The following is a 26,349-nucleotide window of genomic DNA, read 5'->3' on the forward strand; positions in this document are numbered from 1 at the left end:
CTGTGGGAGGCATACGTGCAATGAGGTCAGCCAACCTTAGGCTTTGGACAATGCCGGTGAAGAAATTTTAAACGCATTAAAAGAAGTTGAGGATTTATTTACGCAGGTCTTCTGTGGGGAAGACCAATTAAACAAAAGGGCGCTTTTTAGCGCCCAATTTGTTATAATTATAATGTGATGGTTTTATTTATTATGAAAGATGGTCGGTAAATTAAAAAGAGAACTCCAGTTTTTCCTTCACATGCACGCCTTCTTCTTCGATAATATGTCTGTTATTATTAAGTTCAAATGCTCGTTCTTTTTCTAAAATTTTAAACCACAACAGTGCAGGAAAGTTCCTGTTTGAATGTATCTCCAACCTGAAAATAAGTTTGTCTGTAGGTTTGCGATGCTTGTTGATTATTTGGCTAATTTCTGTAGGATCTATTTCTATTTCGTGAGCAAAATCCTTTTTCTTTTTATCCAACCTCGAAATGTATTCATTTAGGAAATAGCCGAAATAGAGGTTTTCATTGAAATTGCTAGACTCAATATAATCCTCGATTTTAAATTTTAATTCCAGCAGTTTCGAAATTAAACGCGTTTTTTCAGAATATTGGGCAGCAACCTTCCTTCTATGTTCACGAAACTCCTTTATAAAGGCGGCTTTATGCTCATCCTTTAAAGAAGATGTTCCAGGAAAAACCAAGGATTCCGCAATTTCTTCTCCAGATTGGTTTTTGCTTATTTCTTTGAACGATTTCATATTTGTACAATTAAAATCTTTTATCGGTGATAAAAGACGGATCAAACTTGATACCTTTTTATCAATGCTCGGGCGCTCGCTGTTTCCAGTTCCATAAAACCGGCAGGCCGATGGGTGGTAGTTAGCGGAACATGTATAAAGCCGTATGCCTTCGTATAATGTTCGACCAACTCAGACTTAGGAATGAGGAACACCCACCCTTCGTATCCTCTCTTAAACGATTCCCGGCAAGCGAATGCAATTAAACATCCTGCAATTCCAGACCACTTTTTGCCTTGTCCTCTATTTTCCGAGGAAACCTCAAGGAGATTTATTTCAAGTGCTTTCATGCCGTTCTCCGGTGGATAGTCTATTAAACACATTAGTCCCAAAATATCCTGGCTATCGGCCAACCTAAGTTTATAAACCTCTTGCCCTTTGAATTTGTTCCAATTAAACGAATCAAAACGGGCTTTGTTTTTCTTTATATGTTTAAAGTCTTCTTCAACAACTTTTTCTATAACGGCTTGGTGCTTTTCATCCGTCTTGACGTTGTGCAATACCATTCATTTACCGCGATTTTATCAGATATGAAAGATACGTAAAAATTTACAAATTTGTAAATTCCAGGCGAGGTATAAGGCTTTGTTGAAAAGGGAGGTAGTATTAAATAAATGGCCGGAACGAATAGGAAGTTAAGCTAAAAAAGGTAACATTTAGTAAAGTAATCTCCAACAAAAATTGATTAACTTGTTGATAATTAAAGTAAAAACCCGGCGAACGAAAATGTTTGCAAATAACAAAGGCCGCCTCACAGCGACCTTCGTAATTGCTTGAAAATGAAGTGGTCCCACCTGGGCTTGAACCAGGGACCCTCTGATTATGAGTCAGATGCTCTAACCAACTGAGCTATAGGACCGGTCCCCCGTTTCTTCGGGAGAGGCGCAAAAATAGTTATTTTTCCCAATTCACCACACCCTTGGTTAAAAAACCTCAAAATAGACTTTTATCTTGCGATCATGCAAGGCATTCGCAATATCATCTTCGACCTTGGGGGCGTTATCCTCAACATAGACTACCAGCGCACGGTAAGGGCTTTTAAAGACCTGGGATTTGATCATTTTGAACAACTATATTCCCAGTTTCACCTCAGTGAATTATTCGATCATTTTGAGACGGGGAAAATAAGCCCGGAGCAATTCCTGGAGGCGCTTCAGCAGCAGGCCCCCCCTCATATAACCCGGGAGCAGTTGCTAAATGCATGGAATGCAATGTTGCTGGACTTCCCGCTGGCCCGCCTGCAAATATTACAGCAGTTGCGCCAGCATTATAACCTGTATTTGTTAAGTAATACCAATGCCCTGCACTACGATGCGTTTAATAAAATATTATTGGAAAGCCGGGGTATCCCATCGCTGGATACGTTTTTCGACCGGGCCTATTTCTCCCATATCATCGGGCTGCGAAAGCCTTATGCAGAAGCGTATCAGTTTGTGCTGGATGCACATGCATTAAAAGCATCGGAAACATTATTCATTGATGACACCCTGCCAAACATTACAGGGGCCGAGGCGGTGGGGCTCCGCACTTTACACTTGCCAGGACCTAAAACGATCCTGGACATATTTAAGCCGCTCCACTAGGTGCGGGGGGATTACTTCACTTCTTCAAAGTCGATATAATCGCCTTCAATCGGGCGTTTAGGCTGGGAGGATGTACCCTGATTCATGTTGTTGTGCATGGATTGCTGCGGCTGTTGTTGCTGGCGGAACTGTTCCTGCATGTGCTGTTGCATGTCATGCATTTGCCGCCTCACCTGACGCGTGGTACGCACCACGGGTAGCAAAAAGTTAAAGACAAATTTATATAGCAGGTATCCGACGAAAATGACGAATATTTCCCTGAGCGCATTTTCTAACATATGCCAAAGGTATTGAAGATTCTATTATAAGATGCTGGGGCTGAGTATGCCAGCCTCTTTTTTTAACAAATCTTTTACCCGGGGTAATTCTAGCGCAGTCCCAGCAGGGTGGCGGATTCAATGGCTTCCTTCTTATTATAGTCCCAGGCAATTTTCCGGTAATTCACCGCATCGATGATAGTCCCTATCAGGCAAAGGCCACCAGTAAAAAGGTATAAAATGCCCAGACCAATACTTTTGGTCATAAAGCGCTGAATGCCGGCCACGCAGAAAAATCCTACCAATGTAACGATCAGGATGGTCTGAGGATCCTGCCGGCGGCCTGAATACACTGCGAGGAATTTTTGTTTAGTAGCGTCATCGAAGGAAGCCGTTAGCTGCTCCAGCCAAAGGAGTTCTTCGGTGCTAACATTAGGCAGCAAGGCAAAATGTGCATTGTTCATATAGGTTTTTGGATGATTTTATATTGAAGGTTTCCTAGTATTACCACCCGGTGCAACAGGACAACCAGGGCAAAGCCGCCCAATTTGTGTGTTTGCCAGGCTGCGATTACTTGGCCGTGAAGCAGAAAAACTCACTGATCTGCCCAGTCCGCAGCCTGGACACCAGGTAAGTCCCAGCCATTTAAGCGGACAAATGCTGGGGTAGGCATGCTCCGGATGCATAAAGGCCAGCCCTGCCAGTGCCAGTGGCCAGATGATCAATTCGGGGTTCAATTGCTTTAACTGCGCTATGGTGGCGAATTTCATGAAGGGGTTCCGGTGTTTCGTATTAGTGAAAACTTTACTATGAATGCGGGGGCTATATGTTAAGATTAAAATTCTTTTATAAGTTAGAAGAAATAGTTTTTTGATTAAAATAAAATCTTAATTTTGCGTAGTAATAATGATTCATTTGAAGGGGACGAGTTATTGTCCCCTTCTGCTTTTGCAACATGGCAAACGAACAAATAATTGAAAGTATCCGCTCAATGGCGGAAGGACTATTAACCGAAACACCGGAGTTTTTCGTGGTAGAGGTTAAAATTAAGCCCACTAATAACATCAAGCTCTTTATAGACGGCGATCAAGGGGTGCCCATAGATAAATTGATTAAATTTAATCGCGCTCTGTATCCTTTATTGGAAACTTCCGGCCTTTTCCCGGCCGATGATTTCTCCCTGGAAGTATCCAGCCCCGGATTGGACGAACCGTTGAAGCTGCATCGTCAATATACCAAAAACATTGGCCGTAAGATAGAAGTTACCTTTCCCGATAACACTGCCAGGGAAGGCACCTTGCTGGCTGTAAGGGAAGATCAGATAGACATTGAAGAGCTGATCGGCAAAAAAAAGGAAAAACAATTAACAACGATACCATTTACTGAAATCAAGTACACCAAGGTGTGTATTGTGTTTTAAACAACAATTAGAAACATGGCTAGTATTAATCTTATTGAGTCATTTACAGAGTTTAAGGAGGCCGAGAATATCGATCGCCCTACCCTGATGAAAGTGCTGGAAGACGTGTTCAAGACACTGCTGCGCAAAAAGTATGGCTCCGATGAGAACTTTGACGTGATTGTAAATACTGAAAAAGGTGACTTGGAAATCCTCCGCCGCCGTACAATTGTAACCGATGGAGAGGTGGAAGATGATAACGCACAGATCGCCTACTCAGAAGCGATCAAAGTAGAACCTGATTATCAGGTAGGGGAAGATCTTTACGAGGAAGTAGAGATACAGGATTTTGGCCGTAGGGCCATCCTGGCGGCAAAGCAAACGCTGAGCGCCCGCATTGGTGACTTGAAAAAGAATATCCTGGTGAAGAAATACGCCGACAAAGAAGGCGAAATCATCAACGGGGAAGTATACCAGGTATGGAAAAAAGAAGTTTTATTGCTAGATGATGAAGGGAATGAATTAATATTGCCTAAAACGGAGCAGATACCTACCGACTACTTCAAAAAAGGCGAAAATATTAAAGCAGTGGTGAAAAAAGTGGAGTTGAAGAACAACGCGCCCCTCATCGTGCTTTCCCGCACCAGCCCGCTTTTCCTGGCCAAATTGCTGGAAATTGAAGTACCCGAGATCTTTGATGGGTTAATCGTTATTAAAAAGATTGTACGCGAACCAGGCGAAAGAGCGAAGGTGGCAGTAGAGTCTTACGATGATCGTATTGATCCGGTAGGCGCTTGCGTGGGAATGAAAGGAAGCCGCATTCACGGCATTGTACGGGAGTTGCGCAATGAGAACATTGACATCATTAATTATACATCTAATATTCAGTTGCTGATCCAGCGCGCGCTTACGCCCGCCCGCATTAGCCGTATGGACATTGACCAGGAACGCAAATACGCCTCCGTATATCTCATGCCCGACCAGGTATCCCTGGCTATTGGCAAGAAAGGCGTAAACATTAAATTGGCCTGCGAATTGACGGGATTTGAAATCGACGTATTCCGTGATGAAGTGCAGGAACAGTCTGAATTTGATATTGACCTGGAAGAATTTTCTGATGAAATCGAAGAGTGGATCATTGACGAGCTAAAACGCATTGGTTGCGATACAGCCCGCAGTGTATTGGAACTCACTCCAGAAGAATTGGTTCGCCGTTCTGACCTGGAAGTGGAAACTGTGGAAGATGTGAGAAAGATTTTACAGGAAGAATTTGAAAAAGAGTAAGTTATACCCAATCCTTCCCGGGTGGCTTATTCAGCAGGGATATATTTTTGAGTAATTTGTTAAAAAGTAAAAAACTTCGCCGACCGCGAAGTATGGGGAGGGCACGATTTCAAGTATGTCTGAAACATCAAACAACACACCACGATTGCTGGCTGCCGCCAAGGAGTTCAATATTGGCAAGGATACCCTCGTGGAATTCCTTTCCAATAAGGGCTATGATATGGGTGAATTTTCTTCTCCCAACGCCCGCCTCAATGCGCAGATGTACTCAGCCCTGCAATCGGAGTTCCAACAGGATAAGAATAATAAAAAGAAGAGCGACCAGATCGCTCTCCCTAAAGGAAGCGTGTTAGAAACAGCGAAGAAAAAGGAGAAAGAAGAAGCAGAAGCACCCGCTAAGAAGCCCGTTGCATCCGCCCCCGCTGCCCCTAAGGAGACACCCGCTCCTGTCCAGGAATTACCCAAACAGCCTGTAAAACCTGAACCCGAAGTAGTGAAACCACCGGTTGCTGAAAAAGCACCGGAAGTTCCTGTTAGCGCGCCACCCGCTGCTATAACTCCCGTTGCCGCACCTAAACCGGCCCCGGAAGTAAAACCCGCTGAAGCCCCCGCCGCCCCTGTGCCGCCTGTGGCCAAGGCACCCGATGCGCCTGCACCTGCTGCACCGGCGCCAGAAGTAGTTAAAACAGAAAGCCCGAAAATAAACGGTCCTAAAGTCATTGCTACTATTGATCTGAATGCGCTAAACCCGGCCAACCGTGCTAAAAAAACGGCAGCCGATAAACCCGCCACATCAGAACCGGTAGCAGAAAAACCAATAGACATAACGCCCGCACCAGCCCCCGCCCAAGAGGCGACGGCCGCTGCCAAGGAGGAAAAGCTTACAGACACGACGCCTAAAGAAACAATTAAGCCCGCTGCTGCCGCACCGGAAGCACCCGCTGCTATTGTTAAGCCAGAAGCGCCTAAACAAGAACAAACGGAACATACAAAACCGGCTCCCGTGCAAGCAATACCCGTAGCGCAGCCCCCTGTTGAAAAACAGGAAAAACCGGCCGCTCGTGAAAGTCAGACCGTTGTAGTGAATGCTACAACAACTACTACTACCCGCCAGGAAGTACCCACTCCTCCTGCCGCCTCCAGCATTCCTGCAACTACTGCCATCCCGGCTGAAATGTCAGATGTGCAAGCACCTTCTGAAGATGAAAGCAGTGCTGTGGTCGAGAACATCCAGGCAGAAAGGCTTACCGGCCCTAAGGTGATCGGTAAAATTAATCTGCCAGTGGAATCTGACCGTCGTGATAACAATAAAAATACTCGCGAGGACAAGCGCAAACGCAAGCGTATTATCGTGGAGAAAAAACCGGAACCTATTCAGCCCCGGGAATTTGGTGGTGACCACAACAACCGTGGAAACAACCAGCCAGGCGGCCAGGGTCCCAACAACCGTTTTGGTAACAACGCCGGTGGTAACCGTGGAGAACATCATAATAACCGCCCCGGAGGAAATAATACGAATAACAATAGTAATCATACGGGTACACCCGCTGGCGGTGGTAGCCGTCCTATTGTGGAACGTCATCCTAGTGGAAGACCCACCTTCGATCGTAACCAAGGTCCAGGTGGCCCTGGTGGTAATCGTGGCCCTGGGGGCCCTGGTGGTAATCGCGGCCAAGGAGGTCCTGGTGGTAACCGTGGCCCAGGCGGCAACCGTAACTTCGGTAATAACCGTCCTAACACGCCATTTAACCGTAACAGCCCCGGCGCACCCGGTGCTGGCGGAGATCGTGAGATTGATAAAAATGAGATCCAGAATAAGATTAAGGAAACCATGGCCAAACTGGGCGGTGGTTCCAGAGGTAGCCGTAGCCAGAAATCCAAACACCGCCGTGAGAAACGCCAGGAACTGGCTGAGCAACTGGCCAATGGAGAACAAAACAATAAGCTCCAGGTAACTGAGTTTATCTCCGTGAGTGAATTGGCCAATCTGATGGATGTGAGCTTCGCAGAAGTGATCTCCAAATGTATGAGCCTGGGTATCATGGTTTCCATTAACCAGCGTATAGATGCCGAAGTAATTGAACTGGTAGCCGGCGAATTTGGCTTTGAAGTAGAATTCATCGGCATGGACGACGCCGAGGAAATGGATGAAGAAGATATTGTAGATGCACCGGAAGACCTGCAACCACGAGCCCCAATCGTAACGATTATGGGTCACGTAGACCATGGTAAAACTTCCCTGCTCGATTATATCCGTAATACTAAAGTAACTGCAGGTGAGGCTGGGGGAATTACCCAGCACATTGGTGCCTACGAGGTAACTATGGACGACGGTAAGCAAATATGCTTCCTGGATACGCCCGGTCACGAAGCCTTTACCGCAATGCGTGCCCGTGGTGCCAAGGGTGCAGACATCGCCGTGATCGTGATCGCAGCTGATGACGCAATCATGCCACAAACGCGGGAGGCTATCTCCCATGCCCAGGCAGCCAATGTGCCGATGATCTTTGCCATTAACAAGGTGGATAAAGACGGCGCTAATCCTGAAAAGATTAAAGAACAACTGGCAGGTCTGAACCTGTTGGTAGAAGACTGGGGGGGTAAATACCAAAGCCAGGAAATCTCCGCAAAGACAGGGCTTAATATAGACCAGTTGCTCATTAAAATACTGCTGGAAGCCGAACTGCTGGAGCTGAAAGCTAATCCGAACCGAGAGGCTTCCGGTAGCATTATCGAAGCTTCTCTGGACAAAGGACGTGGCTATGTAAGTACCATTCTTGTACAGAACGGTACACTGAAACAAGGTGATACCATCGTTTCCGGCGCTTACTTTGGTAAGATCAAGGCCATGTCCAATGAAAAAGGACAACGCAGGAACACGGCTGGCCCTTCTACCCCGGTACAAATACTTGGTTTGAATGGTGCGCCGCAGGCGGGTGAAAAATTCCGCGTGTATGCCGACGAGGCTGAAGCCAAGGAAGTGGCTAACCGCCGCTCCCAGTTGGAACGCGAACAGGTGATCCGTACCAAGAAACATATTACTCTCGACGAAATTGGCCGTCGCCTGGCATTGGGCAACTTCAAACAACTGAACCTGATCATCAAGGGTGACTTTGATGGTTCTGTGGAAGCGTTGAGCGATTCCCTCCAGAAGCTGAGTACCGAAGAAATCGTGGTGAGCATTGTACACAAGGCAGTGGGTCAGATTACCGAATCTGATGTATTGTTGGCTACCGCTTCCGACGCGATTATCCTGGGCTTCCAGGTACGTCCGTCTTCACAGGCTGGTCGTCTTGCCGAGAAAGAAAATATCGAAATCCGCAACTATTCCATTATCTATGACGCCATTGAAGAGATCAAGAGCGCCATGGAAGGGATGCTGGAGCCCAAGATCGAGAAGAAAGTGGTGGCCAACGTGGAAATCCGCGAAACCTACCGTTTCGATAAGGTTACAGTGGCCGGTTGCTTTGTACTGGACGGCAAGCTGGCAAGAAATACCCGCATCAACCTGGTACGCGATGGTATCGTAGTACATAGCGGCGAACTGGGTTCCCTGAAACGTTACAAAGATGATGTGAAGGAAGTAGCCGCTAATATGGAGTGCGGTTTAAGTATCCGTAATTATAATGACATTCAGGTGGGTGATATCGTAGAAGGATTTGAAGAAGTAGAAGTAAAACGCACCCTTTAATAACTTTACTGAGCCGGAAGAAGTGCTTATTAAGCTTGTATCACAGGTCAAGTAAGTATTGCTTCCGGCTTTTTGTTGCATAAACTTTTGTTAAATCGGCCAGGCGCTACGTATCAGCAGCCCGTTTAATGGTTATTTTTGAAATTCACGCAATTATTATATGAAGAAACTGCTGACTTTATCTGTAACTGCATTAATCTGCTGGCAAGCCGGTAAGGCGCAGCAAAAACTCGTTGCAGATAAGATTGTGGCCATCGTTGGCGACAAAATTGTGCTGAAATCGGAAATTGATGGCGAGTTGATGAACCAGGAAAGGGATCAGCAGAAACCACTGCCGGCCGAAGCGGGTTGTAACATCATGGAGCAGATTGTGGCACAGAAAATTCTGGTGCTGCAAGCCGAACGCGACTCTCTGCCCGTAAGTGATAATGACGTAGATGGAGAAATTGATAACCGTATCCGCTATTTCCAGAATCTTTACGGCAGCCAGGAAAAAATGAAGCAAGTAACAGGCTATTCCGTATATCAACTGCGTGAGCGCTTCCGCGAGCCTATACGTGATGGTTTACTGGCCAAGGCGATGCGTGAAAAGATTGTGAACGCTGTGAAAGTAACGCCTTCTGAAGTAAAGAACTTCTTTGACGGCATTCCTAAGGATAGCTTACCCTTCTTTGAATCTGAACTGGAAATTGGTAGCCTGGTGGTTTTCCCCAAAGCGTCTTACGAAATGGAGAAATATGCTACTGATAAGTTATTGGATTATAAAAAGCGAATTGAAACCAAGCAGGCCACTTTCTCTACCTTGGCCACCCTCTATTCTGAAGATCCTAGTGTAAAGGAAAATGAAGGGGTAATGGTATTGAACCGTAATGATAAAAATATGTGGGACGCCGACTTTTTGTCGCAGGCTTTCCGTCTAAAAGAGGGCGAGATCAGTCAGCCTTTTAAGTCGCAGTTCGGTTACCATATTGTTCAGTGCATTAGCCGCCAGGGTGATAATGTAAGGGTACAGCATATCCTTGTAAAGCCGGTGATAACCAACTCAGACTTAACCGATGCTACTAAGAAACTAGATTCTATCCGCGCCAATATCATTTCAGGGAAATACAACTTTGCCGAAGCCGTTGCCGAATATAGCGACGCACAGATGGCGAAGTTTGACGGTGGGATGCGCCAGAATAAAAATAACGGTACTTCGCTCATTACCATCGACCAGTTGGACGATCCTTCCGATCGTAGTATTGTACTGATGCTGGACTCTTTAAAGGCAGGCGATATTTCCCAGCCAGAGCGTTATACAGATGAGCAGGGCCGCCAGGGTGTTCGGATCATTTACCTTAAAACCCGCACCAAGCCACATCGTATGAATCTGGACGATGATTACGCCCGCATAATGCAGCAGGCGCTGGAACGTAAGAAAGCGGTTGCCCTGAATAAGTGGCTGCGGGAAAAAGTGCCAACCTACTATGTACACGTAGAAGATGAATATCGTCAATGTCCGAATATTTCGCAGTGGCTAAGCCAGGAAACAGCTACAGTGACGACGTCTACTACGGCAAAGAAATAAAAATGTGTAACTAAACTTTATAAAAATGGCTTTCCGGTAGGGAAGCCATTTTTAATTAAAGTAATTGGCGTCCTCTATGTTCCTATTGTCATTTACAGGATGGGAATTTGGGATTTGCCCTTAATTCACCGTACCTTTGCGTTTTCAATTTTTAGGGTATGAGCGATGCGATAAAGCATGAATGCGGTTTGGCCTACATACGGCTAAGGAGACCATTCTCGTATTACCAGCAGCAATATGGTACGGTGTTTTACGGCCTGAACAAGTTGTACCTCCTGATGGAGAAGCAGCATAACCGCGGACAGGATGGCGCCGGCCTGGCCACTGTAAAATTGAATACGGAACCCGGGGTGCCATTTATGCACCGCATACGTAGCAGTCAGCCCCAGCCTATTGCTGAAATTTTTAGCAAAGTGCGGGAGGAAATAGCCGAAATTGAAAAGTACCAACCGGAGATCACTAAATATCCCGGCCTTCTGAAAGGCCACGTTCGCTTTCTGGGCGAACTGCTACTGGGCCATCTGCGTTACGCAACACAGGGTAGAAATAATGTAGAACTTTGCCATCCTTTTGTTCGCCACCATATTGTTCCGGCCCGTAACCTGGCGTTAGCTGGAAATTTTAACCTGGTGAATGTGCAGGAGCTGTTTAAGTTCGCAGAAAAATTTCCCGAAGGTGCTCATCGCAATTCCGACCTGGCGGCCATGCTGGAAGTAATTGCCCATTTCCTTAATAAAGAAGATGAGACCCGCCAAAACGGCTTGGATGTGAAAAACATCCTTAAACAAGCTTTCAGCATGTTTGATGGAGGGTTTCATGTAAGTGGACTTATCGGTACTGGCGATTCTTTTGTGATCCGAGATGCCCACGGTATCCGTCCTTCCTATTACTATATCAATGACGATGTAATTGTGGCTGCCTCCGAAAGGGCTGCTATTCGTACGGCTTTTAACGTAGGAGAGAATGAAGTGCATGAACTGATGCCTGGCCATGCACTGATTGTAAATCCGGAAGGCGAGTACGAGATAACCCGTATTTTGGAACCGCGGGAGCGCAGGGCATGCAGCTTTGAGCGTATTTATTTCAGCCGCGGTAATGATGAAAAGATTTACAAAGAGCGTTTGCAGCTAGGGTACAACCTGGCGGAAAAGGTGCTGGGGGATATTGACAATGACTTGAAAAACACTATCTTCTCCTTCATTCCTAATACCGCCGAAGTGGCTTTTTATGGAATGATTAAGGGATTGGAGGATTACCTGAATAAGATTAAAATTGAGCGCATCCTGTCATGGGGCAAGGATTATGATCCGGAAAAACTTACCGAAATGGTGAACCGCCGGGTACGGATAGACAAAATCGCGATTAAGGATGTGAAAATGCGCACCTTTATTTCCGAAGATTCCGGACGTAATGAAATGGTGCAGCACGTATACGACATTACCTACGGTACGGTGAAACCCGGAATAGACACACTGGTAGTAATAGACGATTCCATTGTTCGGGGTACCACCTTGCGGGAAAGCATCATAAAAATGCTAGATCGTTTGGGCCCTAAACGCATCATTGTAGTATCATCTGCTCCCCAGATCCGCTACCCGGATTGTTACGGCATAGACATGAGCAAGATGGGCGATTTCGTGGCGTTCGCTGCGGCCATAGAACTGCTGAAGGAAAATGACAAAGAGCATATCCTTCAGGAAGCTTATGGGTTATGCAAAGAGCTGGAACGCACCAATACCCTGCATGCGCAAAATGTAGTGCGTAACATTTATAAACCTTTTACTACGGAACAAATTTCTGCTAAAATTGCCCAAATTATCACTCCGAAAGACATCAATGCCCAGGTGGACGTGGTGTATCAGAGCATTGAAAGTTTGCACCAGGCTTGTCCCAGCAATCTGGGAGACTGGTACTTTACTGGCAATTATCCCACACCGGGAGGTAACCGCGTGGTGAATAAGGCTTTCATGAACTTTATGGAAGGCAGCAACGAAAGAGGATATTAAGCACTGAAAATAAAAGCAAAACCGCTGTGAGAACAGCGGTTTTTTTAATTTCATAGATTTTTGCGGATGCAAAAGCGGATGCAATTTGAGGCAATGCCAAATATGCCCGATGCCACTGGTGTTCCGCAATTATTTTGCGCTAGGCTTCGACAGCGCTTTTTTCCGCTGCAGGTATAGCGCTGTTTTTACTAATTATTTAATGAGTGGCGCGTTGCGGTCAAGTTGTTGGAAGAAGTTAACTTTCTGTAGAATTAATGCTTAAATTAGGATAGATCAATCATTGTTTTCTGTTATGAAAACTTTACTGCTCATCCGTCATGCCAAATCAAGTTGGACCGATTCGGACATGGATGATTTTGACCGTCCTCTGAACAAAAGAGGGAAAGCGAGCGCACCGGAGATGGCCAAACGCCTGTTGCAAAGGGGCATATTACCTGATTTGCTTATTTCCAGCCCCGCGAAGCGGGCTAAAAGCACGGCCAAAATCATGGCCAGGGAGTGGAATTATCCGCGCCAAGCCATCCTGTTTGAAGAGGATCTTTATCTGTGTTATGCATCTACTTTTTTGAAAGTGATTACCCGCATTGACAACGATTTTAACACGGTGGCTATTTTTGCGCACAACCCTGGCATTACCGACTTTGCCAGTTACCTGACCGAAGAGATCCGTATAGATAATGTGCCGACTGCCGGCATCTTTGGCATTAAGGCCAACACCGATTCCTGGACAGATTTTGACCGGTCCGAAAAGAAGTTTTTGTTTTTTGATTATCCCCGGAATGAAGATTAGGTCATTGCCCAGCCCTCAGCCCGTAATAATTTTATCATAAGAAGCCATAATACCTTTAATGAGCGAGGAACTGAAGCCTTGATGTTCCATCTCATTGAGACCTACTATGGTACAGCCTTTGGGTGTGGTTACTTTATCGATCTCCTCCTCCGGATGGCGGCCACCCCGTATCAGCAGTTCGGCGGCACCTTTGATGGTTTGGGCCGCAATAAGGTTGGCAGTGCGTACGTCAAAACCAATTTCAATTCCGCCCTGTATGTTGGCGCGAATGAACCGTAGTGCGTAGGCAATGCCGCAGGCACCCAGAACGGTGGCGGCGTCCATCAGTTTTTCCTCTATGTTTACGGCTACCCCTACGGTATTAAACAGGCTGGTTACCCAATTTACTTGTTCGGGGGACGCATTTTTCTGACAGATGCAGGTCATGGATTCCTCGATGGCGATGGCTGTATTGGGCATAGCGCGAAATACGGGTAAACCATGACCTACTATGGCTTCCAGCTCATCGATAAAAACGCCGGTAACTACGCTGATAATAAGCTGCCGGGAATTAAAAGCGGCCTTAAATTCGGTAAGGATCTCGCGTACGTTGTATGGTTTCAGTGCTACCAGCACCACATCTGCGCCTTGGATGGCAGCGGCATTATCGGAAGTAATTTGTACGCCCTGCCGCTGTAGGGCTGCTAGGGTAGTGGTGTTGCGCTTAGTTACGGTAATATCTGCAGCCTGGGAAAACCCACTTTTGAGCAGACCCTGCGCAATGGCTGCTCCCAGGTTTCCACCACCGATGATGGCTATTTTTTGATAAGACATTGTTGGTATTTACTTGAGGCAGAAAGATAATGATAAATGCAGAAAGCTAATAGTGGCAAGTAAGCGGGTATAAGACGCTTAGCCAGGAATGGCCTGAAATGCGCGATGGTTATGCCTTATAGCATAACCATCGAAATAAAAAAGCAATATTTTTATGGGCTAATCCAGGGTTACGTGTCCCCAGTTTTCGCCGCTTTTAATGCGGTAAAGCTGCATTTCGCTAATATTAAATTGTTCGGCGATTTGCTTCATAGTTTTTTTGCCGGGCTTATTCAGCAATCGTTTAATACTTTTTACCTTGGTGGCATTAAGTTTCAGACCCTTGAGCCGGGTGCGCTGCCGTTCCTTATAGGCAAGTTTGGCGGGGCTGGTTTGTTGGTGAATTTCCATTTCCTCCTTGGTGGCCCAGCGCAGGTTGGATGCCTTGTTATTTTTCTTATCGTGATCCTGGTGGATCACGTATTTGGCGCTGCGGCCGCCTTTTTCGCAGAAGAGGCGGGCCACTTCTCGGTGAAGGTATAGCGACTGGTAGCTGTCTGCCGGTTTTACGTTTAGCACGGTATATCCTTCTACCGTACTGCCTGTTAGTAATTTGCCCTCCTCCCTACTGTTTTGGTAACTAATTACACGGCCCATATTGGAAACGGCGTACCGCTTGCGGAGAGCACTTTTATTTTTGATGGGTAAGTCTTTCCAGATTTCGTTTTTCAATAATTTTACGGAGGTCATGTAACAAAAATTTATGGGGATGAGTGTATTGGAAGTTGTCGTTTATCCGTACACGTTACACCCGGTTGCCTGGGCTCCGGATGACAGCACGTCTTGTATTGTTGGCAATGTCGCGGAGCGTTCAAATAAGTAATCTCTATAGTGGAACACCACTTCATCAAGAATGGCTTCGATGGCATCTTGAGCGGAGGCTGTTACTAGTCGCGCCCGGAAATCTTTGATGTGGGGCAGGCCTTTCAGGTAGTTGGTATAATGCCTGCGCATTTCTAAAACGCCTACCACACTACCTTTCCAGGCTACCGATTTTTGCAGGTGTTCCTTGCAAATAGCCACTCTTTCTTCAACAGTTGGTGGCGGCAAATGTTCGCCGGTGGCCATAAAATGCTTGATCTCCCGGAATATCCAGGGATAGCCAATGGCGGCACGGCCTATCATTACCCCATCTACCCCATAGCGTTCGCGAGCATCCAGGGCTTGTTCCGGTATCGTGATATCGCCATTACCAAAAACAGGAATATGAATACGCGGATTGTTTTTTACTTTCCCGATAAGTGTCCAATCTGCGGTGCCCTTGTACATTTGGGTGCGGGTACGCCCGTGGATGGTGAGTGCTTGTATGCCCACATCTTGTAAACGTTCGGCCACCTCTTCAATATTTTTGCTATCGTCGTCCCAGCCCAGGCGGGTTTTTACGGTAACTGGCAGCCGGGTGGCTTTTACCACGGCGGCGGTGAGTTTTACCATTTTAGGGATGTCTTTAAGAATGCCGGCACCAGCGCCTTTGCAGGTCACTTTTTTTACGGGACAGCCAAAGTTAATGTCGAGCAGGTCGGGGTTTACGGCTTCTACAATCTGAGCGGCCATAGCCAATGGCTCTTCGTCGCCCCCAAATATTTGTATGCCCACGGGGCGTTCGTATTCAAAAATATCCAGTTTAGCCCTACTTTTTATGGCGTCGCGGATGAGGCCTTCGGAGCTAATAAACTCCGAATACATGAGGTCTGCCCCATTGGATTTGCATACCGCACGGAAAGGTGGATCGCTCACATCTTCCATGGGCGCCAATAATAAAGGAAATGATCCCAGCTCTATTTGTCCAATCTTCACCATAATGTTTTGTACAGGGTAGTGATCTAAACGATCTTGTGTAGCCGATTATTCGGTGTAAATTTACGCCAAATTTAATACAGTAACGCATTATGGCCGCTTACCTGAAACGAACCACTCCCGGCACACAACTAGCTTTTTTATTCTTGCTATGCGTTGCTTTTCTGTTCCTGTATTTTATGCTTTCTGCAGCACTGCTGCTCCATACCGCTCACGTGAGTATGGAGCAACTTAAAGATCACTTGCAGGATGCTAACCTACTCGGCTATATGAAATTAGCACAATTCGGCTATACCATCATGGTTTTTCTACTTCCGCCGGTAGTACTATCCGTGCTTACGCAGGATAGCCCGGCAACCTGGCTGGGCCTGCGTGGACCTATCCGTTGGCGGCAGGCTGCCTGGGCAATATTTGCCTTGGTGGTGGTTACCCCCCTGGTAGGCTGGACCGCCCAGTGGAATGAGACCTGGCCGGTTTCGGAAAGCCTGCGGCAAGCGGAGAAAGATGCCGATGCTTTAGTGAAATCCTTTTTGGCGGGCCGTAGCGTGGGCACGCTGTTGGTGAACCTGGCGTTGATTGCCCTGGTGCCGGCTATTGCGGAGGAATTGTTTTTTCGCGCGGGCGTGCAAAAATTGCTGGCGCAAATCACCCATAAAAAATGGCTGGCTGTAGTGATTACCGGCGTTGTATTCAGCGCTATTCACTTTGAGGCCTTAGGTTTTATACCCCGCGTAATATTGGGCTGTTTACTTGGCGCTATATATATCATTACGGGTAGGCTGTGGCTATCTATTTTAGTGCATTTTGTAAACAATGGCATTCAGGTAGGAGCTTTCTATCTTTTCAATACGGGCGTCCTAAAATCCGACCCTTCCGTGGGCGATCATGTGGCTTGGTATTCAGCCTTGATCAGCATAATGGTTACGGTGGTGGCCATCATGATGCTGCAACGGGTTTCACCGCACCCGGCCCTGTCATTCATGGAGAAAGCGGAAACAGGTACACCTGAAAATGACAATACCCAATTCTAAACCATACGCTTTTGAAAACATTTATAACAAGAACACTTACCGCACTGGTATTTGTGGCTGTGATGCTGGCTGGTATTCTGTGGAACGAAGGGTCGTTTATCCTATTATTCACCTTGATAAGCCTGGGGGCGCTAGTAGAATACTTCAAGCTGGTGCGCCTTATGGAAAATGGTTATGACAAGGGCAGTAAGTGGCAGTACATCGGGGCGCTTTGCGCCAATGTAGCGATCATCATATTGTTTGTGGGTGGACAGGTACTAACCTTGTTTCCCATACATGCGTTGGGCATCTTGCTGACCATTCTTTTCTTGCTGGTGTTGCCCCTGGGCGATATGATTATTACGCAGCGGCTAGATGTTAAGAATTTACGCCTTACCCTGTTAGGACTTTTATATGTTTCCCTACCTTTTGCATTGCTTGTTTGGATGCGTACTCACCTGGGCGTGGAAAACGCGCGACCAGGCACCGCTTCGGCCCATGCGCCGGGCTGGCTTATACCTTTATTGCTTATTCTATTCATTTGGATCAATGATACGATGGCTTATATTGTAGGATCCCTGATCGGGCACACACCGTTTTCCAAAATATCACCCAAAAAAACCATCGAAGGTACTGTGGGGGGCATGGTGCTGGCCGTAGCGGTGGCCGGCGTGTATGGTTATTACTGGGGGCAACAATGGCTGGCATTGCAGCACTGGCTGGTGCTGGCGGGCATTGCAGCCATTGCGGGTACTTATGGTGATCTGCTGGAATCTAAATTAAAGCGCATGGCGGGGGTAAAAGATTCCGGTCGTATTATGCCAGGCCATGGCGGCTTCCTGGACCGTTTTGATTCTTTGTTGCTGGCAGCTCCGTTCGCCTGGATATATGTTTATTTTTTTATCCATAATTTCGTGCGGTAAAACGCTCCACTCCCTGGTGCGGCAGCGTGGGCAGGGAGGGAAAGCCGCTTTTTAAAAACAACTGTATTAAACATGAAGATCCATCGTGAAGGATTTGCTTCGATTGCCCTTGCCTTTTTAGTGTTAGCCCTTCTTACGGGCGCCGTTTTTTATTGGAGCAGCTCTCTAGCGGGTTACTGGGTGCTGGCAGTAGGAGTAGTGATCTTTCTTTTCATCGTATCATTTTTTCGTGTGCCCAAACGCGACCACACTTTTGGTACCACCCAGGTAATAGCACCTGCCGATGGTAAAGTAGTGGTAATTGAAGAAACGTATGAATTAGAATATTTTAAAGATAAACGGCTACAAGTGTCTATTTTCATGAGTCCTGCGAATGTGCATGTAAACCGTAACCCCATCAGCGGTGAAGTAAAATTATCGCAATACCATGCCGGTAAATACCTGGTAGCCTGGCATCCGAAATCCTCCACGGAAAACGAGCGTCATACCGTAGTGATAGAGCAGAATGGGCGGGCCATCCTGGTGCGCCAGATCGCGGGCGCTTTGGCCCGCCGTATTGTGAACTACCTGAAGGCCGGCGATACTGTAACGCAGAACGAAGAGATGGGTTTCATTAAATTTGGCTCCCGGGTGGATATTTATCTGCCGGTAGATACCAAAATAGAAGTGACATTGAACCAACTGGTACGCGGCGGACAAACCGTGATTGCGAATATTTAGTATTTCAATAACTTACGGAAAATAAGAAAGGCAAATCGTTTGAGGGCGGTTTGCCTTTCTTATTGTTGCGACATTATTGTTTATAAGATGTTTTCGATCTCCTGCAAATGCTGTATGGTATAGGTTGGAATAATGGCGGTAGCCGGCACGTTTGGATTGAAATAGATCTGATCCATGCCGGCTTGTTGGGCACCGAGTATGTCTACTTCGAGGGTATCTCCTATCATGATACTTTCTGTGGCCATGGCGCTGCTTTTTTGCAGGGCAAAGTTGAAGATGGCGGCGTGTGGTTTCAGGCTGCCGGCGGCTTCAGATGTAATGATGTTGGTAAAATAGTGGAAAATGTTTGCATTGCGCAGCTTCATCAATTGCGTATCTTCAAACCCGTTGGTGATGAGATGCAGCGTGTACTGTTTTTGCAGGAGATATTCAAGTACTTCGGTGGTGTAGGGGAAAAGCGCTGTTTTAGTAGGCAATATTTCCAGAAATTGCTCGCTGAAAAGCTGGGTTAGTTTTTCATCCGCAATTTTATACTCCAGGAAGGTGAGCCAGAAACGTTTACTGCGAAGCTCTTTGCGGGTGATGAAGCCTTTGCGGAAGCGGTCCCACAAGCGATCGTTGTGTATGGAATAGCGGTGCAGAAATTCATCGAAATGCAGGATGCCCCGTGTGGCCAGGTGGTGGGTTTGGTATAGTTCCAGCAAGGTTTCGCGGGAGTTGGTTTCAAAGTCCCAGAGCGTATGATCCAGATCGAAAAAAATGTGTTTATACGGCATGAGCAAAGGTAGGAATTCAGTTTTTAAATTAAACGGACAAGGATATGAACGCAGTAGTTACCGGTGCCAGTAAAGGCATAGGCCGGGCGGTGGCCATCCGGCTGGCCAGGGAAGGATGTAATGTAGCCATTTGCGCCCGCCATGAAGCCACGTTGCAAGCCACGGCGGCAGTTGTGCAGGCTGCCAATGATAACGTGAAAGTGCTGGCCCTCTCTGTAGACATGGCGGATAAAAAAGCAGTGATACAATTTGGCAAAACCGTGCAGGAAGCTTTTGGCGATATTGACCTGCTGGTAAATAATGCCGGCATTTTCATCCCGGGCGCCCTGCAAAATGAAGCAGACGGGCACCTGGAGCAGCTAATGGCCACCAATGTATACAGTGCCTATCATCTTACGCGGACTATATTGCCTGGCATGATTGCCCGGCGAAGCGGTCATATATTTAACCTTTGTTCCAGCGCCAGCCACCAGGCCTATCCGAATGGAGGGGCTTATGGCATTTCTAAATTTGCCTTGCTGGGATTTTCCAAAAACCTTCGGGAAGAATTAAAAACGGCGCAGGTAAAAGTAACTGCCATTAGCCCTGGCCCCACGCTCACGGCCTCCTGGGACGGATTTGACGCACCCCCGGGCCGCATGATGGAACCGGAAGATGTGGCCCATGTGCTGTGGACGGCCTTTACCCTGGCTCCGCAAACGGTGATAGAAGACATTTTGATGCAGCCGATGCTGGGACCCATTTGAGGAGGGAAATGCCTGGACACGGAAGAGCCGAAATCCTTACCAGTAGCCCGTCGGCAAAGGATGCTGTCTTCTTTTTTAACGTACTTTTAACGGCAGATTGGAAAGCACAGGAAATGCTTTAATTAAATTTGTCAGGCAAGTTATTATGGTTTATTTAAATCTTATGCTAAAACGGGTATTACCCTTTTTTCTTTTTATCTGCTTTTTCCAGGTAGCCCAGGCGCAGGAAATGCGTTTTACCACTAAGGTGAGTGCTACCTCCATTGCATTGGACGAAGGCCTTCAGGTGCAGTTTATGCTTGAAAACGCACGTGATGCCAATAATTTCCAGCCCCCTTCCTTCAAAGATTTTGATGTAGTGCAAGGACCCATGCAGATGCAAGGTACTTCTATCATTAATGGCGCGCGCTCGGATTATGTGGCATTGATCTATGTGCTGCAACCAAAGCATGTGGGCAGTTTTACCCTGGCCGGCGCTACGGTAAGGGTGAATGGAAATATTGTACACTCCAATCCCGTTACCATAGAGGTAGTGAAGGGCAATAATGTAGCCTCGGCGCCTTCTTCTTCCCAGCGGGTGGGCCCTGCTGGCCCTGCCGGGGGAGGCGAAAACCTGCCAGACGGGGTATTGCGCAAGGGCGAAAATGTGGACGCGAAACTCCGTAAAAATATTTTTGTAAAAGTGGTTGTAGATAAAACTACACTTTATGAAGGGGAACAACTTACCGCCACGTACAAATTATACACCCGCCTGCCTACCAGTTCCAGTGTTACGAAAGTACCGGCATTCAAAGGTTTTTCGGCAAAGGATGTAGAATTGCCCAACCCACCCCAGGCCAGCGAAGAGGTAGTGAACGGCCAGGTGTATAAAGTATTTATCATCCGCAAAACCCTGCTGTTCCCGTTGCAATCCGGCCAGTTAGAACTGGACCCCGCCGAGGTGGATAACCAGGTAAAGCTGGTACAACTATCGGCCAATGGACGCAAGCGTGTGAAAGATCCTTTTGAAGAAATGTTTGGCGATGCTTTTGATGACGATTTCTTTAACCAGCAGGGGGCTGAATATGTAACGGTACCTTACAAAATACAGAGTCCTCCGCTAATGATTACTGTGAAGCCTGTTCCCGCTAATCATCCGGACACTTATACCGGAGCCGTGGGTAATTTCACGATGGATGCCAGTATCGACAAAACCGCGCTCACCACAGATGACGCGCTGAACCTGAAAGTAACAATTACCGGCCAGGGTAATGTGAACCTGCTGAATGCCCCCAAAATAAACGTACCCACGGGCTTTGAACGATATGACCCTAAGGTTACGGACAATATTGAGAAAAACAGCAACCCACTTTCCGGCTCCCGCACTTTTGAGTTTGCGCTGATGCCGCAGGAAGTAGGCGACCATACCATCCCAGGGATAGACTTTAGTTATTTTGATCCGGTATCCAATACGTTCAAAACGCTGCATTCGCAACCCTTCAATATTCATGTTACCCCTGGCAAACAAACCAAACATGAGAAGGAAGATTTCAGTGTGGGCAAAAATGAACTGGCGCCCATTCATCACACCGTGTTGCACTGGAACAAGGGCGGAAGATTATTCTTTGGCAGCGGATGGTTCTGGCTGTTGCTATTACTACCTGCTGTGCCGCTATTGTGGCTTATTTTCAGGAAGCGGAAAGAAGATTATAATGTGCAAAACGCCTCGCTGCTGAAGCATCGCTATGCCAATAAAGTAGCGTTGAAACGATTATCGTTAGCAGCACGGTACTTGAAAGAAGGCAAGTCTAAACCGTTTTATGAAGAAACGTCCAGAGCTATCTGGGGTTATTTAAGCAATAAGCTGCACATTCCTTTCTCTGACCTGAGTAAACAACTGGTGATGGATAAACTGCAACAGCTTAACAGCGATCGTACCGCCCCGCTGTTTGAACTGCTGGATGATTGTGAAATGGCGCTGTATGCGCCGGCTGGAGGCCAAGGCCGCATGCAGCAAACCTACCAGCAGGCGATAGAGATCATCAGCCAACTGGAACAAGACCTTAAACATCAACAAGTTTAAACGCAGGCATTTGCCTAAAAAATATTTCATGCATAAGTTGTTTTTTATCATCCTCACTTTCCTTTACTGCCAGGCCGCCGTACATGCACAGGCGCCACAGGCTACGTTTTCGGAAGCCAATGAGTTGTACCAGCAAAAGCGTTATACCAATGCTGCCGCAAAGTATCAGCAGCTCATAGACCAGGGATACTATCAGCCAGCGTTATACTACAATGCGGGCAATGCTTATTATAAAGCCAGTCATATCGGCGCGGCGGTTTACAATTATGAAAAGGCGTTGCAATTAGCTCCCCGCGATGAAGCTACCTTGCATAACCTGGAAATCGTGAATCAGCAGATAGCTAACAATCCGGATGCTTTACCCTTGTTGTTTTTCCAGCAATGGTGGCAGGTATTTACCCAAGTTTTTTCAGCTAATGGCTGGGCGGTGGCCGCAGTGATTTGCGCCTGGCTGCTGGGGGCGGTACTCATCGTGTATTTTTTCTTACCGGGAAGCCGTGCTATATGGGCCAAGGCAGGCATTTACGTAACCTCCCTTTTGCTGGTTATCACCTTTGGTATGGCAGCGGCTGCGTATGCCAATCATTTCGATCAGCGCAATGCCATCGTCATGAATGCGGGGTTGAAAGCAAAGGCAGCCCCAGATGCCGGTAGTAAGGATATGTTCGAGTTGCAAGAAGGAATGAAAGTGGAGGTGCTGGACCATACACAGGAATTTTGCAAGGTACAACTGGTGGATGGCAAAACCGGTTGGGTAACCTGCGATAATATTAAGCGCTTATAACTTTCGAAACCTTTTAGAATAGCGCCTTGCAGCTCTTGTTGCAGGGCGTTTTTTATGCAGGTTCCTGCAGTGTACCGCCTATGTGTATCATCACAGCATTACCCCGGTGTTCATACTGTTCGTCCAGTAGCTCTTCTTCGGTGATATGGGTATTTATCTGGAACTTATTACCAAGCATATGCAGCCTGGCAGCGGCTATTACAACGGCCTGGCGGCGATGGTCTGCTGCAAGGTTGGGTATTGAGGCGCGTACGCCATTGTCTTCCACTTTGATGTAAAGCTGGTTATCCTTACGGCCTATATGGATGTTGAGTTGTCCACCCTTATCTTCCGGCCTTTGAAGGAGGTGGTGCCAGATGGCACGCTGTACGTAAGGTTGTATGATCAGGGGTGGTACCAACATGGTGAGGCCTTTTACCTCTGGCGCTACTTCTACCTGGTAAGCAAACTTTTCTTGAAAACGGAGGTTTTCTAATTGTAGGTATAGTTCCAGTGCTTCTATGTCTTCATCCAGTTTGATCAGTTCTTTATTCACATTAGTGATAGTAAAGCGCATAAGTTTTGCGAAACGGGTAAGGTAGAGTGAGGCCAGCTCGGTACTGGTGGTAAGGATATAATGATGGATAGCGTTGAGGCTGTTGAATATAAAGTGGGGATCCATCTGGGCTTGCAAGGCTTGCAGTTCCAGGCTGGCGTTATTGCTTTGAAAGCGAAGCTGCCGGGCGGCGGCGGTTTTGATGCGCCGTTCCCGCTGGTAAAAAAATACTGTCATCACACTGATTGCAACAGCAAACAGCACCCAGCACCAGCACGGTGAAATATTTATATCAGCGTATGGTATCACATATCCGGTGTTATAGTCCCATGTTATAACAATATCGGGCAATTCAGGGTTAAAGGGAAACGCCAATTAATACAAGGGGTAAATTGCGGGGTAGCCGGAAGTAAAAAAGATATAAATGGCTTACAGGGCCTTGTATGCGGCATAGATAGACTTACTGCATGCAAGGGTATTACGCAGGATGTGCGCTTATTCGGTGAATTTATATCCTACTCCCCTTACCGAGTGGAAGTAACGCGAGTTGCGGCTGTCTTCTTCGAAATACTTGCGGAAGTTGAGGATAAAATTATCGATGGTACGGGTGGTAGGGTACACATTGTAGCCCCACACTACCTGGAGAATTTTTTCCCTTGTCACAACTTCGCCTTTGTTCTCGATGAGCAGTTTCAGGAGCATGGTTTCTTTCTTGCTCAGTTCATAGTGTTTGCCATCTTTGCCAATGCATTCCTGCGCGGCAAAGTCGATTTGGTTGTTGCCAAACTGGTAAACGTTGGGCACACTGTCTTTATCGAGGATCTTTTTGTTTTTTACAATGAGCTTTTCCACCCGGAGCAATAGTTCTTCCAGGTTAAAAGGCTTGGTCATATAGTCGTCGCCGCCTTTTTTTAGGCCCAGTACACGGTCTGCACTGCTGTTTTTGGCGCTGAGGAAAAGGATGGGTACATCATTATTCTGGATGCGAATGTTTTCGCATACTGCTATGCCATCCATTTCGGGCAGCATAATATCGAGGATGAGCAGATCAAAATATTCGTTCTTGACCGCCTTCAGGGCCGCCGTGCCGTTGTCTACCGCCGTCACTTCATAACCTTCCAGCTCCAGGTTGAGCTTTAGTGCTTCCTGTAGATTTTCTTCATCTTCCACCAGCAGGATGGATGCTTTGGTAGGTTCCTTCATGTTGCTGTTTTTTCGATGCTAATTGCCATGTAAAAGTATCGTCTTTGTCAAATTTACGCAGATTGCGTGGAATATGATGGCCAGGTGATTTCGAAAATGCTGCCAGCCGGTACATTATCGCGTACCCGGATGCGGGCACCGTGTTGGGCCAGTATCCGTTCGCTCAGGAAAAGTCCGAGGCCGGAACCTTTGGCTTTGCGTGTATTTTCGTTGCCGATGCGGTAAAATTTCTGAAATACTTTGTGTTTCTCACTGTCTGGAATGCCGGGGCCCTGGTCGGCAATCTCCAGGTGCAGGAAATGGCCCTGCGGTGCCAGCCGCACACTGATCAGGGAGTCTTTGGGAGCGTATTTCACCGCATTTTCCACGATATTATTAATCACCAGTTCCAGTATAAACGTATCTCCGTATATCCATAACTGTGGCAATATATGTGCCTGTATGGTATGGGTGGTGATACGGCCTTGCAGCGTTATAATGGTGTGTTCCAGCAGGCCGGAAAGGTCTAGCATTTCCATCACCGGTTTAAACTTGTGTGACTCTAGTTGGGCGGCTAGCAGGATATTGTTTGTGAGCTGGTTCAGCCGATCGGCCTCTCGCACGGTATTATCCAGTAGTTTTCTTTGCTTTTCTTCATCCAGTTTATGTTTTCGAATGGTTTCGAGATTAAGTTTAACGACGGCGATGGGTGATTTAAATTCGTGGGTAACGGCCATCATGAAATTTTGCTGCTGGCTATTCAGCCGCATTTGTTTCCATACGGCACGGTACACAAAGAAAGCCCCCAGCAGGATAATGCCCATAAAAGTGGCGCCTTCGCCAAAGAACTTGAAAGTGCGCAGGTGTTCGTCCTTTTGAATACGTTGTAGTTCCAGTTGGTAAGCTACAGGCTGTGCCAGGCTATCGGTGCGCAGGGAAAGGGTGCTGCGTTCGAATTGGGTGATCTGCCTGCTTTGGCGGAACAATAACACGCCCCACCAGATCAGCGCCAGTACGATGTAGCTGAGCAGGATAATATACAGGGCGGTAATGCCTTTACCGCTCTGGATGTTTGTATAAAATTTTCTGATCATTATCGATGGCCGGCTTTTTCTACCCGCAAGCCTACGTTCAGAATATCCGGCAGCGGGTTTTGCCGCATATTTTGTTCAAAACTGATTTTATAAGTGCCTGCTCTGTTAAGGATAGCACCCCGTTGTATGGGAATGCGGTGTTCGTAAATATCGTCTACGCCGCTGCCCAGCCACTTTCCGGTTTCGTCTTCCAGGGGTAGCTCTACGCGCTGAGCGATGGGCTGTGCGCCGGGAAATTGTGTGGTGATGATTACCCAGATGTTGCTGTATGGATAGGCGTCTTTGTGTCGCACATTGACATACAGGTTATACAGGTACACGGTATCCTGCGGTTGCAAGGTTACCTGGAATTCTGGCTTGAAATCGGTGGACCACTGATGATGGGGTACATCCACATTTTTCTCGTAGGTGTCCATCTTCATGGGCTGGCAGGCAGCCATTGCACAGCAGCCTGCCACGAAAACGGCCAGGTATATTTTGTTCATATGGTACATTGATATTTTAAGG

25 protein-coding genes, 1 tRNA gene and 1 pseudogene are annotated in these 26,349 nt (G+C 47.0%); 14 read left to right on the forward strand and 13 right to left on the reverse strand.

Annotated features, from left to right (window positions below; genetic code table 11):
• Positions 1–211: 211 nt before the first annotated feature.
• The 3 genes from GA0116948_RS03975 to GA0116948_RS03985 form a co-directional block, all read right to left on the reverse strand.
• The gene (locus tag GA0116948_RS03975) at positions 212–745 is read right to left on the reverse strand and encodes a hypothetical protein (protein ID WP_089709266.1); all 534 of its coding nucleotides are present in this window, start codon (positions 743–745) and stop codon (positions 212–214) included.
• A gap of 41 nt (positions 746–786) precedes the next feature.
• Complete coding sequence (locus GA0116948_RS03980; protein WP_089709268.1) at positions 787–1,290, reverse strand: hypothetical protein; 504 nt, start codon at positions 1,288–1,290, stop codon at positions 787–789.
• Between the two features lie 279 nt (positions 1,291–1,569).
• Positions 1,570–1,643: transfer RNA gene (locus GA0116948_RS03985), tRNA-Ile, on the reverse strand.
• 100 nt (positions 1,644–1,743) lie between these two features.
• Here GA0116948_RS03985 and GA0116948_RS03990 point away from each other — a divergent pair.
• Complete coding sequence (locus GA0116948_RS03990) at positions 1,744–2,367, forward strand: HAD family hydrolase (RefSeq protein WP_089709270.1); 624 nt, start codon at positions 1,744–1,746, stop codon at positions 2,365–2,367.
• Between the two features lie 11 nt (positions 2,368–2,378).
• Here GA0116948_RS03990 and GA0116948_RS03995 read toward each other — a convergent pair whose 3' ends face one another.
• Together GA0116948_RS03995 and GA0116948_RS04000 are read right to left on the reverse strand one after the other, a co-directional pair.
• Positions 2,379–2,645: a DUF4834 family protein gene (locus tag GA0116948_RS03995; protein ID WP_089709272.1), complete on the reverse strand. Its 267-nt coding sequence runs from the start codon at positions 2,643–2,645 to the stop codon at positions 2,379–2,381.
• 89 nt (positions 2,646–2,734) lie between these two features.
• On the reverse strand, positions 2,735–3,088 hold the full coding sequence (locus GA0116948_RS04000; RefSeq protein WP_089709274.1) for a TM2 domain-containing protein: 354 nt from the start codon (positions 3,086–3,088) through the stop codon (positions 2,735–2,737).
• Positions 3,089–3,579: 491 nt separating this feature from the next.
• Between GA0116948_RS04000 and GA0116948_RS04005 the strand changes: the two genes are divergently transcribed.
• The 7 genes and pseudogenes from GA0116948_RS04005 to GA0116948_RS04030 all read left to right on the forward strand — a co-directional run bounded on the left by GA0116948_RS04005 (position 3,580) and on the right by GA0116948_RS04030 (position 13,361).
• Complete coding sequence (locus tag GA0116948_RS04005; RefSeq protein WP_089709276.1) at positions 3,580–4,044, forward strand: ribosome maturation factor RimP; 465 nt, start codon at positions 3,580–3,582, stop codon at positions 4,042–4,044.
• 15 nt (positions 4,045–4,059) lie between these two features.
• Positions 4,060–5,307, forward strand: coding sequence for a transcription termination factor NusA (nusA, locus tag GA0116948_RS04010; RefSeq protein WP_089709279.1), 1,248 nt, complete (start codon positions 4,060–4,062; stop codon positions 5,305–5,307).
• 115 nt (positions 5,308–5,422) lie between these two features.
• On the forward strand, positions 5,423–8,998 hold the full coding sequence (gene infB, locus GA0116948_RS04015) for a translation initiation factor IF-2 (protein ID WP_089709281.1): 3,576 nt from the start codon (positions 5,423–5,425) through the stop codon (positions 8,996–8,998).
• A 157-nt stretch (positions 8,999–9,155) separates the two neighbouring features.
• Positions 9,156–9,566: pseudogene (locus GA0116948_RS21750) on the forward strand (SurA N-terminal domain-containing protein); the annotation flags it as partial.
• A 12-nt stretch (positions 9,567–9,578) separates the two neighbouring features.
• A complete protein-coding gene (locus tag GA0116948_RS04020; protein WP_394336944.1) occupies positions 9,579–10,565 on the forward strand; it encodes a peptidylprolyl isomerase in 987 nt (328 codons plus the stop codon).
• A gap of 158 nt (positions 10,566–10,723) precedes the next feature.
• On the forward strand, positions 10,724–12,571 hold the full coding sequence (locus GA0116948_RS04025) for an amidophosphoribosyltransferase (protein WP_089709286.1): 1,848 nt from the start codon (positions 10,724–10,726) through the stop codon (positions 12,569–12,571).
• Between the two features lie 292 nt (positions 12,572–12,863).
• A complete protein-coding gene (locus tag GA0116948_RS04030; protein WP_089709288.1) occupies positions 12,864–13,361 on the forward strand; it encodes a SixA phosphatase family protein in 498 nt (165 codons plus the stop codon).
• A gap of 15 nt (positions 13,362–13,376) precedes the next feature.
• Here the strand turns inward: GA0116948_RS04030 and proC are convergent, their stop codons facing one another.
• From proC to dusB, 3 genes are all read right to left on the reverse strand, one after another.
• A complete protein-coding gene (proC, locus tag GA0116948_RS04035) occupies positions 13,377–14,174 on the reverse strand; it encodes a pyrroline-5-carboxylate reductase (RefSeq protein WP_089709290.1) in 798 nt (265 codons plus the stop codon).
• 159 nt (positions 14,175–14,333) lie between these two features.
• Positions 14,334–14,903, reverse strand: coding sequence for an NUMOD4 domain-containing protein (locus GA0116948_RS04040; protein WP_089709292.1), 570 nt, complete (start codon positions 14,901–14,903; stop codon positions 14,334–14,336).
• 42 nt (positions 14,904–14,945) lie between these two features.
• On the reverse strand, positions 14,946–16,013 hold the full coding sequence (dusB, locus tag GA0116948_RS04045) for a tRNA dihydrouridine synthase DusB (protein WP_089709294.1): 1,068 nt from the start codon (positions 16,011–16,013) through the stop codon (positions 14,946–14,948).
• Positions 16,014–16,102: 89 nt separating this feature from the next.
• On the opposite strand from dusB, the gene GA0116948_RS04050 reads away from it, so the two are divergent.
• The 3 genes from GA0116948_RS04050 (at position 16,103) to GA0116948_RS04060 (ending at position 18,663) form a co-directional block, all read left to right on the forward strand.
• A complete protein-coding gene (locus GA0116948_RS04050) occupies positions 16,103–17,041 on the forward strand; it encodes a CPBP family intramembrane glutamic endopeptidase (RefSeq protein ID WP_089709296.1) in 939 nt (312 codons plus the stop codon).
• An 11-nt stretch (positions 17,042–17,052) separates the two neighbouring features.
• Complete coding sequence (locus GA0116948_RS04055) at positions 17,053–17,943, forward strand: phosphatidate cytidylyltransferase (RefSeq protein ID WP_240619173.1); 891 nt, start codon at positions 17,053–17,055, stop codon at positions 17,941–17,943.
• A 72-nt stretch (positions 17,944–18,015) separates the two neighbouring features.
• Positions 18,016–18,663, forward strand: coding sequence for a phosphatidylserine decarboxylase family protein (locus tag GA0116948_RS04060; RefSeq protein ID WP_089709300.1), 648 nt, complete (start codon positions 18,016–18,018; stop codon positions 18,661–18,663).
• 80 nt (positions 18,664–18,743) lie between these two features.
• Here GA0116948_RS04060 and GA0116948_RS04065 read toward each other — a convergent pair whose 3' ends face one another.
• Positions 18,744–19,439: a YjjG family noncanonical pyrimidine nucleotidase gene (locus tag GA0116948_RS04065; protein WP_089709303.1), complete on the reverse strand. Its 696-nt coding sequence runs from the start codon at positions 19,437–19,439 to the stop codon at positions 18,744–18,746.
• Positions 19,440–19,483: 44 nt separating this feature from the next.
• Between GA0116948_RS04065 and GA0116948_RS04070 the strand changes: the two genes are divergently transcribed.
• The 3 genes from GA0116948_RS04070 (at position 19,484) to GA0116948_RS04080 (ending at position 23,031) form a co-directional block, all read left to right on the forward strand.
• Positions 19,484–20,185 (forward strand): SDR family oxidoreductase, encoded by a 702-nt coding sequence (locus tag GA0116948_RS04070; protein ID WP_089709305.1) that lies wholly within the window; start codon positions 19,484–19,486, stop codon positions 20,183–20,185.
• Between the two features lie 163 nt (positions 20,186–20,348).
• A complete protein-coding gene (locus GA0116948_RS04075) occupies positions 20,349–22,247 on the forward strand; it encodes a BatD family protein (protein ID WP_165798400.1) in 1,899 nt (632 codons plus the stop codon).
• Positions 22,248–22,275: 28 nt separating this feature from the next.
• Complete coding sequence (locus GA0116948_RS04080) at positions 22,276–23,031, forward strand: SH3 domain-containing protein (RefSeq protein WP_089709308.1); 756 nt, start codon at positions 22,276–22,278, stop codon at positions 23,029–23,031.
• A 52-nt stretch (positions 23,032–23,083) separates the two neighbouring features.
• Here the strand turns inward: GA0116948_RS04080 and GA0116948_RS04085 are convergent, their stop codons facing one another.
• From GA0116948_RS04085 to GA0116948_RS04100, 4 genes are all read right to left on the reverse strand, one after another.
• The gene (locus tag GA0116948_RS04085) at positions 23,084–23,803 is read right to left on the reverse strand and encodes a sensor histidine kinase (RefSeq protein WP_089709310.1); all 720 of its coding nucleotides are present in this window, start codon (positions 23,801–23,803) and stop codon (positions 23,084–23,086) included.
• A gap of 258 nt (positions 23,804–24,061) precedes the next feature.
• On the reverse strand, positions 24,062–24,769 hold the full coding sequence (locus GA0116948_RS04090) for a response regulator transcription factor (RefSeq protein ID WP_089709312.1): 708 nt from the start codon (positions 24,767–24,769) through the stop codon (positions 24,062–24,064).
• A 53-nt stretch (positions 24,770–24,822) separates the two neighbouring features.
• The gene (locus GA0116948_RS04095) at positions 24,823–25,842 is read right to left on the reverse strand and encodes a sensor histidine kinase (protein ID WP_089709315.1); all 1,020 of its coding nucleotides are present in this window, start codon (positions 25,840–25,842) and stop codon (positions 24,823–24,825) included.
• Complete coding sequence (locus tag GA0116948_RS04100; RefSeq protein ID WP_165798401.1) at positions 25,842–26,327, reverse strand: gliding motility lipoprotein GldH; 486 nt, start codon at positions 26,325–26,327, stop codon at positions 25,842–25,844. Before GA0116948_RS04100 ends, GA0116948_RS04095 begins: the two co-directional genes overlap by 1 nt.
• Positions 26,328–26,349 lie beyond the last annotated feature (22 nt).

Source organism: Chitinophaga costaii (assembly GCF_900094705.1).
Taxonomy (GTDB): Bacteria; Bacteroidota; Bacteroidia; order Chitinophagales; family Chitinophagaceae; genus Chitinophaga; species Chitinophaga costaii.

What these genes read in the sequence shown, in the direction of transcription:
- GA0116948_RS04065 (WP_089709303.1), bottom strand. Translation starts at nt 19,439, where the DNA reads ATGCCGTATAAACACATTTTTTTCGATCTGGATCATACGCTCTGGGAC.
- dusB (WP_089709294.1), bottom strand. Translation starts at nt 16,013, where the DNA reads ATGGTGAAGATTGGACAAATAGAGCTGGGATCATTTCCTTTATTATTG.
- GA0116948_RS04070 (WP_089709305.1), top strand. Translation starts at nt 19,484, where the DNA reads ATGAACGCAGTAGTTACCGGTGCCAGTAAAGGCATAGGCCGGGCGGTG.
- GA0116948_RS04000 (WP_089709274.1), bottom strand. Translation starts at nt 3,088, where the DNA reads ATGAACAATGCACATTTTGCCTTGCTGCCTAATGTTAGCACCGAAGAA.
- GA0116948_RS04080 (WP_089709308.1), top strand. Translation starts at nt 22,276, where the DNA reads ATGCATAAGTTGTTTTTTATCATCCTCACTTTCCTTTACTGCCAGGCC.
- GA0116948_RS04100 (WP_165798401.1), bottom strand. Translation starts at nt 26,327, where the DNA reads ATGAACAAAATATACCTGGCCGTTTTCGTGGCAGGCTGCTGTGCAATG.
- infB (WP_089709281.1), top strand. Translation starts at nt 5,423, where the DNA reads ATGTCTGAAACATCAAACAACACACCACGATTGCTGGCTGCCGCCAAG.
- GA0116948_RS04075 (WP_165798400.1), top strand. Translation starts at nt 20,349, where the DNA reads ATGCTAAAACGGGTATTACCCTTTTTTCTTTTTATCTGCTTTTTCCAG.
- GA0116948_RS04020 (WP_394336944.1), top strand. Translation starts at nt 9,579, where the DNA reads ATGCGTGAAAAGATTGTGAACGCTGTGAAAGTAACGCCTTCTGAAGTA.
- nusA (WP_089709279.1), top strand. Translation starts at nt 4,060, where the DNA reads ATGGCTAGTATTAATCTTATTGAGTCATTTACAGAGTTTAAGGAGGCC.
- GA0116948_RS04095 (WP_089709315.1), bottom strand. Translation starts at nt 25,842, where the DNA reads ATGATCAGAAAATTTTATACAAACATCCAGAGCGGTAAAGGCATTACC.
- GA0116948_RS04090 (WP_089709312.1), bottom strand. Translation starts at nt 24,769, where the DNA reads ATGAAGGAACCTACCAAAGCATCCATCCTGCTGGTGGAAGATGAAGAA.
- GA0116948_RS04030 (WP_089709288.1), top strand. Translation starts at nt 12,864, where the DNA reads ATGAAAACTTTACTGCTCATCCGTCATGCCAAATCAAGTTGGACCGAT.
- GA0116948_RS04005 (WP_089709276.1), top strand. Translation starts at nt 3,580, where the DNA reads ATGGCAAACGAACAAATAATTGAAAGTATCCGCTCAATGGCGGAAGGA.
- GA0116948_RS03980 (WP_089709268.1), bottom strand. Translation starts at nt 1,290, where the DNA reads ATGGTATTGCACAACGTCAAGACGGATGAAAAGCACCAAGCCGTTATA.
- GA0116948_RS04050 (WP_089709296.1), top strand. Translation starts at nt 16,103, where the DNA reads ATGGCCGCTTACCTGAAACGAACCACTCCCGGCACACAACTAGCTTTT.
- GA0116948_RS04025 (WP_089709286.1), top strand. Translation starts at nt 10,724, where the DNA reads ATGAGCGATGCGATAAAGCATGAATGCGGTTTGGCCTACATACGGCTA.
- GA0116948_RS03990 (WP_089709270.1), top strand. Translation starts at nt 1,744, where the DNA reads ATGCAAGGCATTCGCAATATCATCTTCGACCTTGGGGGCGTTATCCTC.
- GA0116948_RS04060 (WP_089709300.1), top strand. Translation starts at nt 18,016, where the DNA reads ATGAAGATCCATCGTGAAGGATTTGCTTCGATTGCCCTTGCCTTTTTA.
- GA0116948_RS03995 (WP_089709272.1), bottom strand. Translation starts at nt 2,645, where the DNA reads ATGTTAGAAAATGCGCTCAGGGAAATATTCGTCATTTTCGTCGGATAC.
- GA0116948_RS03975 (WP_089709266.1), bottom strand. Translation starts at nt 745, where the DNA reads ATGAAATCGTTCAAAGAAATAAGCAAAAACCAATCTGGAGAAGAAATT.
- GA0116948_RS04085 (WP_089709310.1), bottom strand. Translation starts at nt 23,803, where the DNA reads ATGACAGTATTTTTTTACCAGCGGGAACGGCGCATCAAAACCGCCGCC.
- proC (WP_089709290.1), bottom strand. Translation starts at nt 14,174, where the DNA reads ATGTCTTATCAAAAAATAGCCATCATCGGTGGTGGAAACCTGGGAGCA.
- GA0116948_RS04040 (WP_089709292.1), bottom strand. Translation starts at nt 14,903, where the DNA reads ATGACCTCCGTAAAATTATTGAAAAACGAAATCTGGAAAGACTTACCC.